12 protein-coding genes are annotated in these 12,499 nt (G+C 38.3%); 3 read left to right on the top strand and 9 right to left on the bottom strand.

The features are described from left to right. Positions 1–132 precede the first annotated feature (132 nt). The 8 genes from ispD to AAJG31_RS14120 all read right to left on the bottom strand — a co-directional run bounded on the left by ispD (position 133) and on the right by AAJG31_RS14120 (position 8,815). Positions 133–828, bottom strand: a complete 696-nt coding sequence (gene ispD / locus AAJG31_RS14155; protein ID WP_048395541.1) for a 2-C-methyl-D-erythritol 4-phosphate cytidylyltransferase — start codon at positions 826–828, stop codon at positions 133–135. 11 nt (positions 829–839) lie between these two features. Next, the gene (locus AAJG31_RS14150; protein WP_004233578.1) at positions 840–1,925 is read right to left on the bottom strand and encodes a PIN/TRAM domain-containing protein; all 1,086 of its coding nucleotides are present in this window, start codon (positions 1,923–1,925) and stop codon (positions 840–842) included. A gap of 282 nt (positions 1,926–2,207) precedes the next feature. Next, the gene (gene radA / locus AAJG31_RS14145) at positions 2,208–3,584 is read right to left on the bottom strand and encodes a DNA repair protein RadA (protein ID WP_004233577.1); all 1,377 of its coding nucleotides are present in this window, start codon (positions 3,582–3,584) and stop codon (positions 2,208–2,210) included. A 91-nt stretch (positions 3,585–3,675) separates the two neighbouring features. Next, positions 3,676–6,120: an ATP-dependent Clp protease ATP-binding subunit gene (locus tag AAJG31_RS14140; RefSeq protein ID WP_048395540.1), complete on the bottom strand. Its 2,445-nt coding sequence runs from the start codon at positions 6,118–6,120 to the stop codon at positions 3,676–3,678. Continuing rightward, complete coding sequence (locus AAJG31_RS14135; protein WP_048395539.1) at positions 6,110–7,219, bottom strand: protein arginine kinase; 1,110 nt, start codon at positions 7,217–7,219, stop codon at positions 6,110–6,112. The genes AAJG31_RS14140 and AAJG31_RS14135 overlap by 11 nt, the downstream gene beginning before the upstream one ends. Continuing rightward, positions 7,216–7,758 carry a UvrB/UvrC motif-containing protein gene (locus AAJG31_RS14130; protein WP_004233574.1) on the bottom strand — a complete coding sequence of 181 codons (543 nt, stop codon included), beginning with the start codon at positions 7,756–7,758 and terminating at the stop codon, positions 7,216–7,218. The genes AAJG31_RS14135 and AAJG31_RS14130 overlap by 4 nt, the downstream gene beginning before the upstream one ends. 13 nt (positions 7,759–7,771) lie before the next feature. Then, positions 7,772–8,242: a CtsR family transcriptional regulator gene (locus AAJG31_RS14125; protein WP_004233573.1), complete on the bottom strand. Its 471-nt coding sequence runs from the start codon at positions 8,240–8,242 to the stop codon at positions 7,772–7,774. A 267-nt stretch (positions 8,243–8,509) separates the two neighbouring features. Then, positions 8,510–8,815 carry a DUF4870 domain-containing protein gene (locus tag AAJG31_RS14120; protein ID WP_048395538.1) on the bottom strand — a complete coding sequence of 102 codons (306 nt, stop codon included), beginning with the start codon at positions 8,813–8,815 and terminating at the stop codon, positions 8,510–8,512. 125 nt (positions 8,816–8,940) lie between these two features. Here AAJG31_RS14120 and AAJG31_RS14115 point away from each other — a divergent pair, with 125 nt between their 5' ends. Both AAJG31_RS14115 and corA read left to right on the top strand, forming a co-directional pair. Next, positions 8,941–9,624 carry a class I SAM-dependent methyltransferase gene (locus tag AAJG31_RS14115; RefSeq protein WP_054548954.1) on the top strand — a complete coding sequence of 228 codons (684 nt, stop codon included), beginning with the start codon at positions 8,941–8,943 and terminating at the stop codon, positions 9,622–9,624. 33 nt (positions 9,625–9,657) lie between these two features. After that, positions 9,658–10,620 carry a magnesium/cobalt transporter CorA gene (gene corA / locus AAJG31_RS14110; protein WP_048395530.1) on the top strand — a complete coding sequence of 321 codons (963 nt, stop codon included), beginning with the start codon at positions 9,658–9,660 and terminating at the stop codon, positions 10,618–10,620. Positions 10,621–10,664: 44 nt separating this feature from the next. On the opposite strand, the gene AAJG31_RS14105 is transcribed toward corA, so the two are convergent. Next, positions 10,665–10,874, bottom strand: a complete 210-nt coding sequence (locus AAJG31_RS14105; RefSeq protein ID WP_048395528.1) for a hypothetical protein — start codon at positions 10,872–10,874, stop codon at positions 10,665–10,667. A 285-nt stretch (positions 10,875–11,159) separates the two neighbouring features. Here AAJG31_RS14105 and AAJG31_RS14100 point away from each other — a divergent pair, with 285 nt between their 5' ends. After that, a complete protein-coding gene (locus tag AAJG31_RS14100; protein ID WP_054548953.1) occupies positions 11,160–12,470 on the top strand; it encodes a globin-coupled sensor protein in 1,311 nt (436 codons plus the stop codon). Positions 12,471–12,499 lie beyond the last annotated feature (29 nt).

Genomic DNA, 12,499 nt, shown 5'->3' with positions numbered 1-12,499 from the left:
TACATATATGGATGAACAGATTACGAAGCAATAAGGCATTCTGACCATATAATTTTTCCCAAACAAAACAAATAAAAAAGACTATCCATCCTTAACAAACTACGAATGAATAGCCTCTATAAATAATATTTCCTAATGATTGAATGATCCACGCTTACGCAAGATTGCCTCACCAAATACTAAGTCTTCTTGTGTTGTCATTTTTACATTTTCATAACTACTTTCTACGATGTGTACCTGATGTCCGAGACGCTCCATTAGCATTGCCTCATCTGTCCCAAGAAAACCTACTTTTTCAGCTACGTCCTCCGCTTCCATAATTAATTCAAAACGGAATGCTTGTGGAGTTTGCACCATCCAAAGGCTTTCTCGATCAACCGTTTCCTCTATAATGCCATTCATTGATACTTTTTTCATCGTATCTTTCGCACGAACCCCTGCAATTGCTGCACCATGATGATGCGCGTTCTGTACAAGCTTTGCAATGATATCATGCGTAATAAACGGGCGTGCTGCGTCATGGACAAGCACAATATCTACCTGTTGCATCTCTTTCATGCAAGAATGAACCGAATGCTGTCGCTCAGCACCCCCATCAGGTAAACCCTTCACTTTGGTAATCCTATAGTCCTCTAGCATTTTTTGAATAAATCCACGCTCTTCTGGTTTTACAGCGAGCCAAATACCTGTGCAAGCGGGATCTTGTTGAAACACTTCTAGCGTGTGTACCAGAATAGGTTTCTCTAAAAGCTTTAAAAATAATTTATTTTGCCCTGCACCCATACGCTTCCCACTTCCGGCAGCAGGTAGAACCACTTCATATTGCATTTCCCCACATCCTAATCGTCCTTCGGCTTAGCAAATATCATACGACCTGCTGATGTTTGCAGCACACTAGTAACTGTAACTGTAATTGCCTGTCCGATGTAACTACGACCACCTTCAACCACAATCATCGTACCATCATCTAAATAGGCAACTCCTTGGTTATGCTCTTTGCCATCCTTTATAACCACAACCTGCATATCTTCACCTGGTATAACTACAGGTTTCACTGCATTCGCTAAATCATTGATATTTAACACTTTTACATGATGGAGCTCACAGACTTTATTCAGGTTAAAATCATTGGTAACGATGCATGTATCATTGCCCATTTTTTTTGCAAGACGGACAAGCTTTAAATCTACCTCTTGTACATCTTCAAAATCCTCGTCCGTAATTTCAACTTTTGTCTTACGCTCATCTTGTAATTTTTTTAAAATATCTAAACCACGCCGACCTCTTGTGCGCTTTAAGGTATCAGATGAATCAGCTATATGCTGAAGCTCTGTGAGCACAAATTGAGGTACAACTAATATACCCTCAATGAAGCCTGTTTCAGAAATATCAGCAATACGACCATCAATAATTACACTTGTATCTAGCAGTTTGTAGCTTCCACGAACCTCTTGAGCTTCAGCACCTTCAGCAGCTTTTTTCTTCGTATTGGTACTACGTAATGTAAAAAGCTGTATGAGCTCATCTCTTTTTCTAAAACCTAGACGGAATCCTAAATACCCTAATACAAATGACAGGATAATTGGAAGTACTTCCGAAATAACAGGGAATGGTACACTATCAATGGCAAAGCCTAAAAAGTAAGCGACAATCAACCCAATTATTAAACCAAACGTACCAAATAATAAATCTCCGATAGGAACCTTAAACAGAACTTCTTCCATCCAGCTAATGAGCCTTACAAAGTAATCGGAAAATGCAAAAGATAGTGTAAACAGTAAAAGTGCGCCTAGAGCTACTGATACATAAGGATTATCTAGCCAAGGATTAGATGATAAATGAAGCAATTCGTATAATGGCGGTAAGAAAACAAGGCCCAATGCTCCTCCAATCAGTAAAAACGCAATTTGAACAAATTTTTTCACAAGCTGTCACCTCCTAATTGTTAGTTAAGATTATACATAGTTTACGGTAGAAAATCTTTCATGAGCTCAGTCAAAATCTCATTATTTTTGATGTGTGAAACAAGGATAAGATAGTTAGACAAAATTTTACAAACTTCTATTTTGTTCGTACTAGATGAAAATCCTTTATTCATTCATCAGCTATTATTTAGGACGATTATTCTTTTATTTGAGTTTCCGATATTAGCATCAAAAATGAAGGAAAATGCATGTCAGAATAATATCCAACATGCACAACCTCCTTTATAACTCTCTAAAGCATGCATTTAGTGCATCTTTTATCGTTTCTACACCAACAATTTCAATTCCCTGCGGAAATTCCCAACCACCAATATTCGAAGAAGGAATGAAAGCTCTTTTAAATCCAAGCTTCGCCGCTTCAATGACTCGCTGTTCTATACGTGATACCCGACGGACCTCACCTGTCAGTCCGACCTCACCAATAAAGCAATCCGTTGCACGCACTGCCTGATCCTTAAAACTAGATACAATGCTTGTCAACACCGCTAAATCTATTGCTGGCTCATCCAGCTTGACACCACCAGCAACTTTAATATATGCATCCTGAGCTTGTAGCATGAGACCCATACGCTTTTCTAGTACAGCCATTAGCAATTGTACTCGGTTTTGATCTACACCTGTGGCCATACGTTTAGGATAGTTAAAGCTCGTAGGCGTAACTAAGGATTGAATTTCAACAAGGATTGGCCTTGTCCCCTCCATTGAGGCTACAATAGTTGACCCCGCCGCACCTTGTGAACGCTCCTGTAAAAATAACTCAGAAGGGTTTAGAACTTCCTTTAACCCACCTTGAAGCATTTCAAATATAGCAATTTCATTTGTAGATCCGAAGCGGTTTTTTTGGCTTCGTAAAATACGATGATTATGATGTCTCTCCCCTTCAAAGTACAGTACAGTATCCACCATATGCTCTAAAATACGTGGCCCTGCAATTTGTCCCTCTTTTGTGACATGCCCTACTAGAAAAATAGCAATACCTTTTGTTTTAGCGATTCGCATCAGCTCAGCTGTACATTCACGAACCTGTGAGACACTACCTGGGGCGCTTGTTACTTCTGGATGAAAAACCGTTTGTATGGAATCGACGATGACAAATTTAGGTTGTACTTCATCAATGGTTTGGTTTAAAAACTCTAGGTTTGTTTCAGAGTATATGTAAAGCTCTTGAGAAATCACTCCTAAACGCTCTGCTCGTAATTTCGTTTGACGAATAGATTCCTCTCCAGAAATATAAAGTACGCGATGCCCTTTATTCGAGAGTAATGCGGAAACCTGTAATAGTAATGTTGATTTCCCTATTCCAGGATCACCCCCAATTAATACTAGAGAACCAGGTACAATGCCACCGCCTAATACACGATTGAGTTCGCCCATTTCTGTTGCTACGCGCGATTCTTCAGTAGCTTCCACTTGGATAATCGGGATTGCCTTTTGAGTAACTGTAGCAGAATGTTGAAATGCTCCACGTGGGCCTTTTGCAACCATTTCTACTTCTTCCACCATTTTATTCCATTCACCACACCCAGGGCATCTTCCCATCCATTTAGCAGATTCATAGCCACAGCCTGAACATACAAATTTCGTTTTTTTCTTTGCCAAATTGCTTTCACCTCGAATATTTGTTCTTATCCTTAATTGTACAGAAAAAAAGACAGCTTGGCACTTAAAGCCTTACTGTCTTTTCTTGAAATTATTTAGAGATGGAAACTCCCTCTTTTTTCTTTACAACAAACTCATCGTTTACGTAATCAATGACAACCTGATTACCTTTTTCTACATTACCCTTTAGTAATTCTTCTGATAATCGATCCTCTACTTGTTTTTGTAATGCACGACGTAGAGGACGAGCACCATATTGAGGGTCATAGCCTTCTTCAGCAATTTTTTCAAGTGCTGCATCAGTCAGCTCTAACGAAATGTCTTGCTCTTGCAAGCGTTTTGTTAAAGCATTGCCCATCATCGCAATGATTTCTTTTAAGTGCTCTTTTTCTAATGCGTGGAAGACAATCATTTCATCGATACGGTTTAAGAATTCTGGACGGAATGCTTTTTTCAATTCTTCTAACATCGTACCCTTCATGTCTTTATGCTTAGACTCTGCACCACCTACATTGAAACCAAGGTTCTTTTGGTATTTTAATGCATCCGCACCAACGTTTGAAGTCATAATGACCACTGTATTGCGGAAGTCTACTACACGTCCCTTAGAGTCTGTTAAACGACCATCTTCAAGCACTTGCAATAGAATATTGAATACATCAGGGTGTGCCTTTTCAATTTCATCTAATAAAACGACTGAATATGGCTTACGGCGAACTTTCTCTGTCAGTTGGCCACCATCATCGAAGCCTACATAGCCCGGAGGTGAACCTACTAAACGAGAAGTCGAATGTTTCTCCATGTACTCGGACATGTCAACACGAATCATCGCATCCTCATCGCCAAACATTACCTCAGCAAGTGCTCTTGCAAGCTCTGTTTTACCAACGCCTGTAGGTCCTAAGAAGATAAATGAGCCAATTGGTCGTTTTGGATCTTTTAAGCCTGCTCTTGCACGACGTATTGCACGAGAAATCGCTTCTACTGCTTCTCCTTGCCCTACTACACGTTTGTGTAACTCTTCTTCAAGCTGTAATAACTTCGAAGATTCTTCAGAAGCAATTTTAGCTACTGGGATTCCTGTCCACATTGATACAACTGCTGCTACATCATCCACAGTCACTTTAGATTCGGCTTTACCTTGCTCTTCTTTCCAATTTTTTCGAGTAGCTTCAATTTCATCCTTCAGCTTTTGCTCTGTATCTCTTAGCGCTGCTGCCTTTTCAAATTCTTGACCTGATACGGCTGCATTTTTTTCAGAACGAACATTTTCAAGCTTATCCTCAAGCGCCTTTAAGTTTGGTGGTACTGCGAATGAGCGTAAGCGTACTTTAGAACCTGCTTCATCGATTAAGTCAATCGCTTTATCTGGTAAGAATCGATCAGAAATATATCTATCACTCATTTTTGCCGCTGCTTCAATGGCTTCATCTGTAATTTTCACACGGTGATGTGCTTCATAACGATCACGTAAGCCTTGAATAATTAGAATAGCCTCTTCCACTGTCGGCTCATCCACTTGGATTGGTTGGAAACGACGCTCTAAGGCCGCATCCTTTTCAATGTACTTGCGGTACTCATCAAGTGTTGTGGCACCAATACATTGAAGCTCCCCACGTGCTAAAGATGGTTTTAAGATATTTGATGCATCAATCGCACCTTCAGCACCACCCGCACCAATTAATGTATGCAATTCGTCAATAAATAAAATGATGTTGCCTGCTTGGCGAATTTCATCCATCACTTTTTTCAAACGATCTTCAAATTCTCCACGATATTTTGTACCTGCAACAACTGTCCCCATATCTAGTGTCATTACACGTTTGTCACGAAGGATTTCTGGCACTTCGTTATTAATAATTTGCTGTGCCAATCCTTCAGCAATCGCTGTTTTACCAACACCTGGCTCACCAATCAATACAGGGTTATTTTTCGTACGACGCGATAAAACTTCAATAACTCGTGTAATTTCCTTGCTTCGGCCAATAACAGGGTCTAAAGTACCTTCACGTGCAATTTGTGTTAAATCACGTGCTAGACTATCTAATGTTGGTGTATTGGCAGCTTGGGCTGCTTGTTGACCAGATTGTGCATTATCATTATTACCTAATAGCAATAATACTTGCTGGCGAGCTTTATTTAAACCGACTCCCGCATTGTTTAAAACGCGAGCTGCCACGCCCTCACCTTCACGTATAAGCGCCAATAATAGATGCTCTGTACCGATATAGGAGTGACCTAGTTTACGTGACTCATCAACAGATAATTCAATTACTTTTTTAGCTCTTGGTGTATAATGAACAATTGGACCGACATCTTCTTTGCCCTTACCAACTAATTCTTCAATGCCAGCTTCAATCATTTGAGGACTAATATCAATGGCTTCTAACGCTTTCGCAGCAATACCGCCGCCTTCACGTATAAGCCCTAATAGAATATGCTCTGTACCGATAGATTCGTGCTTCCAACGAATAGCCTCTTCCTGAGCAAGCTGTAATACTTTTTGCGCGCGTTGTGTAAAACGATTAAACATCATATAAATCCTCTCCTTTTTCCCCATTTATAGGCTTATTCGCATGTTCTTGAGATAATGTCTCACGAAGCATCTCCGCTCGTACACGATCCCGCTCAGCAGGTGGTAATGCCTCACCTGCATAGTGCTGTAAAAAACCTGGTTGCATACTAACAACACATTCATTTAAGGTCGTTGTTTGTATACCATCAATCAATTGTAAATCTACTCCTAAACGAACATTAGATAGGCAAGTAGCAGCTTCCTCACTTGTTAAAATTCTTGCATGTGTAAGGGTACCTAAAGCTCGATATACGCGATCTTCTAGCGCAAGCTCTGCCTTTTCCATTAATTTACCTCTTGCATGCCGCTCTTTTTGAATAATCTTTTCAGCGACACTTTGTATATCTGCTAAAATATCTTCCTCTGTCTTCCCAAGTGTAATTTGGTTAGACACTTGATAAACATTCCCTAAATTTTCGCTTCCTTCACCATATATACCTCTTACAGTCATTCCTAAGCGTGTCATGGCATTTATAATTTGATTCATTTGCCCAGTTAATGTAAGAGCGGGTAAATGCATCATGACGGATGCTCGTAGACCCGTACCAATATTCGTTGGACAGCTTGTTAAATAACCAAAAGTATCTCGAAAAGCATACGGTAATACTTTCTCTAGGATACGATCAATCTTATTTGCTTGTTCATAAGCACTTTGAAGTTGAAAACTTGCTGTCATACATTGAATGCGTAAATGATCCTCTTCATTCACCATAATGCTAACGGATTCGTCTTCAGAGAGTAGTATAGAGCCCACTTGCTCTTTTTTAGCCAGTTGCGGGCTAATCAAATGCTTTTCTACAAGAATTTGACGCTGTAAAGGGGTTAAATCCTTTATAGCAAAATAAGCATAATCATTTTGAAGAGTTGGGCTATCGCTGACAGCATGTGTAACGGCCTGTTCCACTTGCAGTGCCTCATTTTCTGAAAACGCTAATGGAAAACGATAGCCATCTAAATTTCGTGCAAGGCGGATCCGTGTACTAATGACGATATCTGAGTAATCATCTTTGATATGCATCCAAGTTGGTGTCGCACGCTCTAAAAATGATTCAATCATCATGTCACATCACCACCTTCAAATTGTAGATGCTTCTCTAGCTCTTTAACTTCATCACGTAGCTTCGCCGCTTCTTCAAACTGTTCCTCATCTACGGCGGATTTCATACGCTTGCGGATATCTTCTATTTGCTTTTTAATAACATACACATTACTGCGAGCACCAGGCATTTTTCCAATGTGTTGTGGACCTGCCTGAATACGATTAAAAAGCTTTGGCAAATGATCTCCAAATGTGTCATAACAGCTTGGGCACCCGAATTTTCCTTCTTTTAAAAACTGCTTATACGAAAATCCACATTGTGGGCATGTTTGCTGTTGTGGTTGTACCTGTTGTTTTTCCCCCACCTTTTGCCATGTAGGAGAGCCAAACCAGTTAGACAATAACTGTTGAATAGATACTGGCTCTTGTTTAAACTCTGCATGAAATGGATGGAATTGTGAGGCGCAGACGTCACAATAATGATGCTCTACTTTTTGCCCACTTTGAACTTGTGTTACTGTAACTGTCGCATTACGTTGTTTACAATGTTCGCATATCATTTCCATCACCTCACTATTTTTGTTGTTCATATTTTATTGTTGTCAGCATTGCTCGCAATATTTTTGATCGAATGACATCTCTTAATGGGAGATGCAAGTCGATCGTGGAGCGATCAATTGCTGCTAACATTAATTTCGCTTCTCGCTTGGAAATTACCTGCTCATCAATGAGTCGATAAACCAAATCTTCTGCCATTGTTTGTGATGCCCCACCTTCAATTTGCCTGAGAACATCGTCGATTAAATCAATCTGTGAATTCGCGCGGACACGTAAAATTCGAATGTATCCACCACCACCACGTTTGCTCTCAACAAGGTAACCCCGCTCGGCAGTAAATCTTGTATTAATAACATAATTTATTTGTGATGGTACACATTGAAATTTATCAGCGATTTCACTACGTTTAATTTCAATATGCCCTTCTCCACCTAATTCAAGTACTTGCTTTAAGTAACCCTCTATGATGTCTGATATATTACGCATTTTAGGAATACACCTCGCTTGCTTCACTGACTTTGACTATCTTTGACTTTCTTTGAGTATATTATACAAAACGCTTGAAAAAAATTGCAATGATTTCGCCCATAGAAAAGTGGAAAGTCTTGAAAAAGGCTTTTTAAGAGCCGAAAAGAGCCCTTTTTCGATCATTTGTTTACGGTTTAATAATTTCCTTATACACCTAATGTACCCTTATTCGTCATAGAAAAAACGCAAGCATATGCAACTAGCATATACTTGCGTCTATGAAAATTATACCCAGCGACCAACAATTGGATAACGCCAAGGTTCATCAGACAATGCTTTTACGATACCGATGATCGGTACCACAAATACCATAATGCCGAAAATGATTAAAAATGGTAAGCCAATAAGGACAAAGCTTAAACCAACAGAGATAGCAATTAAAACACCCATGACAATTTGGAATAGCAGTGCTTGAATAGAAATTGCCTTTACTTCCTCATCCGAACTAATTAAAAAGAAAATAATGGGCACTAACCATGGCGCAAAAAATGCACTTGCGTGTATGATTACTTTAGACCATTTAGTCTCCATATATATCAACCCTTTCTTTGAACTTTATTCTATGTTTTATGTACTACTATTTACGGAACTATACCCGTAATAGTTTCACATTAAGAAAGATTTTTTAAAATTTTTTTGAAAGGCTGTGAGGAGCGTTGGAATTTAACAACACATTAGCAAATGAATATGAAAAGGGTATTCGCCGTACATTGCCTAGTTATGATGCCATGCTACGTTTAATACAAACTTTTTATCATTCTAGGCTATCAGAAAATGCTAACATGCTAGTCGTGGGAGCAGGAAGTGGCAATGAAATTATACAGCTTGCAGAAGGAAGACCTCACTGGTCATTCACTGGCATTGATCCATCAGAATCCATGCTTACTATAGCTAAAGAGCGTTTACTCACTCTTCCTAATGATATGTCATTCCATCAGGCTACAATACTTGATGCTTCGCTGCCCTCTACTCAGTATGATGCGGCAAGTTGTGTTCTCGTCTTGCATTTTATTCATGATTATAAAGAAAAGCTCGAAACAATAACAGAAATAGCAAGACATTTGAAACCTGGAGCACCATTTGTCCTTGTTTCAAAATATGGTCAGCTAGGCTCTTTAGAAACAGAACTACAATTTGATTTATGGCGTTCTTATTGGCTACAGCATACTAGACTTTCTTTATCCGATGTAGCAGAGATGGAAAAATCCATTCGTTCCCTTTCTTTTATGAGTGAAGAAGAAATTTTAATACTTTTACAAAGTGCGGGTTTTACTAAACCTTCTAGATTTTTTGCCACTACTTTGTTCGGTGGTTGGGTATGCTTTAAAGAGGAGCGCTAACTATTTTGTAGTAAATAATTTGAGGTGAAAACCGTGATAAGCACCATTGGCATTACAAAGCAACAACAATTGTTAAAGGATTTTCCATTAGAAGAGATACATCAGCAAGAATTTGAATGGTATTGGGTTGATTTTAATTGTCCTACAGCCGAGGAGGAATCATTGTTGGATACATTTTTCCACTTTCACCCTCTCGCTATTGAAGATTGCTTAATGAGGTTGCAGCGTCCTAAGCTCGATTTTTATGATGATTTTCATTTCTTTGTCATTCATCGGGTAAACGAAGAGACGTTAGCTGCGGAGGAGGTTAATATTTTTGCCTCCAATAAATTCATTATAACCTTCCATAAAAATCCTGTCCCTGAGATAGAGAAGGTGCAAAAGATGCTGGAAAACCAACCGAAGAATTGGGAGCGAGGTACTGTATACCTAACGTATCAAACTATCGATAAAATTGTTGACAGTTATTTTCCACTCGTTTACAAAATTGAAGATCATCTAAATGCTTTAGAAGGTGAACTTACATACCAAAGTAATGTAAATGCCATGAAAATTGTCTTCGAGTTCCGTAGTGACTTGCTTGACTTAAGACGTACTATTTTACCAATGCGTGATCTTTTATATCGCATTCTCAATTCTTACCGTTTCTCACTAAAAAAGTCGGAGAGAGCTTATTTTGGAGATATCTACGACCATCTACTTAAGCTAACAGAGATGGTTGAATCTAATCGAGAGCTTACAGCAGACATGCGGGATAGTTATATGGCTATGAGTTCTAGCCGAATGAATGGCATTATGATGACTTTAACAATTGTATCAACTATCTTTATACCACTTACCTTCATTGCTGGTGTGTATGGGATGAATTTCGATAACATGCCTGAGCTACATGGGCAATACAGCTATTTTATTGTACTTGGGATTATGATAATTATCGTTATCTTTATGTTGGCTGTCTTTAAACATAAAGGCTGGTTTAAACTGTTTAAACCATAAAAAGACTGCTCGTTTTAATGAAAACGAGCAGTTTTTTTAATCTATTAATACGGTCCTCTGTCATCAATCTTATTATCACCCTGCTGTGGAAATAAAAAGTAGGCTAATACCCCTGATCCCAAAGCTGCACATATGGTAATTAATAATTGCTCAACATCTGGTACCTCAGCATGGTAGTTTCGTAGCATATAAACAGAACCAATGGCAACAATCACCATGACAGGAATAACAAATTTAAAACGTTTTTTCTCCATACCACCCCTCCTTCCATTTTTTATTTTCGTACGATTTTTAGATTGCTAAACAGTTCGTATTTTACAGGTTTCCTATTTTAAATTCAAATTTACATCGCTTCACCATTTGGACTAACAATAAAGTAAAAAAATAAAGAAATATCCAATTTTTTAACCAAATATTCAGCAAATAATAGTAAAATAAATTTAATCCCATTTATTTATTAAATATACAAACCTAACAAATTTCAAAAGTGCTTATTTACTTACAATTTATTATGGATATTAAGAATGGAGCAAATAATAATGAGTTGGTTTTCAAAAAATAGTAGTTCTAGCTACGCAATTACATTAACACCTGAAAATTTTAAGAGCGGTGTACAGTTAGATGTATTGAACCACCCCAATCTTCAAAAACAATTACAACTTTTAAATTTAACACTTGAGGATTTAGCTATCATTAAGCAGCTACAGCCTTTAGCTAAAGACCTAATTCCTGAAATGGTGGAGAAATTTTATGCAGCCATTAGTTTGAGCCAAGATTTACTTGATATTATTAATAGAACATCTCATATTGATCGTTTGAAAATCACGTTACATAAACATTTAAGTGACATTTTTGAAAGTCATATTAATGATGCCTACATTGCTGAACGAAAAGCCATTGCTGAGGCTCACGTTCGAATTGGCTTGCAGTCAAAGTGGTATATTGCCTCATTCCAGTCACTCACTACTACTTTTGCAAACTTTGTGAACGAGGTGGATATTTCTAAAACAGATGCTATTCGTGCTATAAACGCTTTTTGTAAAATCATTAATTTTGAGCAACAACTCGTGATTGAGGCATATGAAAAAGAGGAAGAACGTATTCGCTCAGCAGCAGATGCAACAAAAAATTCCCTTGTAACGACGATCCAAAGTACTGCAGAAGAGCTTAATGCCATTAGTGAAGAAACAGCCGCATCATTATTAGTGATTTCCTCACAAACAGATGATATTGCTGTAGCAACCAAGCAAGGATTGAACTTCGTAGCAGATACACAAGAAAAATCAAGACGAGGCCAACAGCAATTGAAAGAACAAAATGATTTAATCCAAGTTATTTTGCAAAGTGTCAATGGTCTTGAGGTAACGATGAACCAACTACGTACCTCTTCTCAAAAAATTTCTGAAATCGTTGGGCTAGTTACAGGCATTGCTGATCAAACCAATTTATTAGCATTAAATGCTTCTATTGAGGCTGCACGAGCTGGAGAACATGGGAAAGGTTTTGCAGTAGTGGCTGAGGAAGTTCGTAAACTTGCGGAGGAAACAAAAAATGCCGTCCAAAATGTTTCTCACCTTATTAAGGAAACAGAAAGTAATATTACGACTATGGCTAATTCAGTTACTAATGTTGATCAAAAAATTCAACATAGTGTCAATACACAAGAAAGTTTATCCAAGTCATTTAATGATATTGCTGATGCAGTTTCTGGCATTCAGCAGCAATACGTAAATACATCTAGAGATATTTCAGCTATATCTAATTTAATCACTGAATTATCGCAAGGTGCTACACTAGTCTCTTCTTCTTCCGACTCGCTCATTAATGTTGTCAATGAACTAAATATGTAAAATAAAAAAGGGAACTCATTTGGAGTTCC

Origin of the sequence: Lysinibacillus sp. BS3 (assembly GCF_039614735.1) — a bacterium.
Classification (GTDB): Bacteria; Bacillota; Bacilli; order Bacillales_A; family Planococcaceae; genus Lysinibacillus; species Lysinibacillus capsici.
The sequence above is the reverse complement of the archived record's forward strand: the minus strand, read 5'-3'. Positions and strand labels throughout refer to the sequence as shown.

What these genes read in the sequence shown, in the direction of transcription:
- ispD (WP_048395541.1), bottom strand. Translation starts at nt 828, where the DNA reads ATGCAATATGAAGTGGTTCTACCTGCTGCCGGAAGTGGGAAGCGTATG.
- AAJG31_RS14130 (WP_004233574.1), bottom strand. Translation starts at nt 7,758, where the DNA reads ATGATATGCGAACATTGTAAACAACGTAATGCGACAGTTACAGTAACA.
- AAJG31_RS14140 (WP_048395540.1), bottom strand. Translation starts at nt 6,120, where the DNA reads ATGATGTTTAATCGTTTTACACAACGCGCGCAAAAAGTATTACAGCTT.
- AAJG31_RS14125 (WP_004233573.1), bottom strand. Translation starts at nt 8,242, where the DNA reads ATGCGTAATATATCAGACATCATAGAGGGTTACTTAAAGCAAGTACTT.
- AAJG31_RS14135 (WP_048395539.1), bottom strand. Translation starts at nt 7,219, where the DNA reads ATGATGATTGAATCATTTTTAGAGCGTGCGACACCAACTTGGATGCAT.
- AAJG31_RS14120 (WP_048395538.1), bottom strand. Translation starts at nt 8,815, where the DNA reads ATGGAGACTAAATGGTCTAAAGTAATCATACACGCAAGTGCATTTTTT.
- AAJG31_RS14105 (WP_048395528.1), bottom strand. Translation starts at nt 10,874, where the DNA reads ATGGAGAAAAAACGTTTTAAATTTGTTATTCCTGTCATGGTGATTGTT.
- AAJG31_RS14100 (WP_054548953.1), top strand. Translation starts at nt 11,160, where the DNA reads ATGAGTTGGTTTTCAAAAAATAGTAGTTCTAGCTACGCAATTACATTA.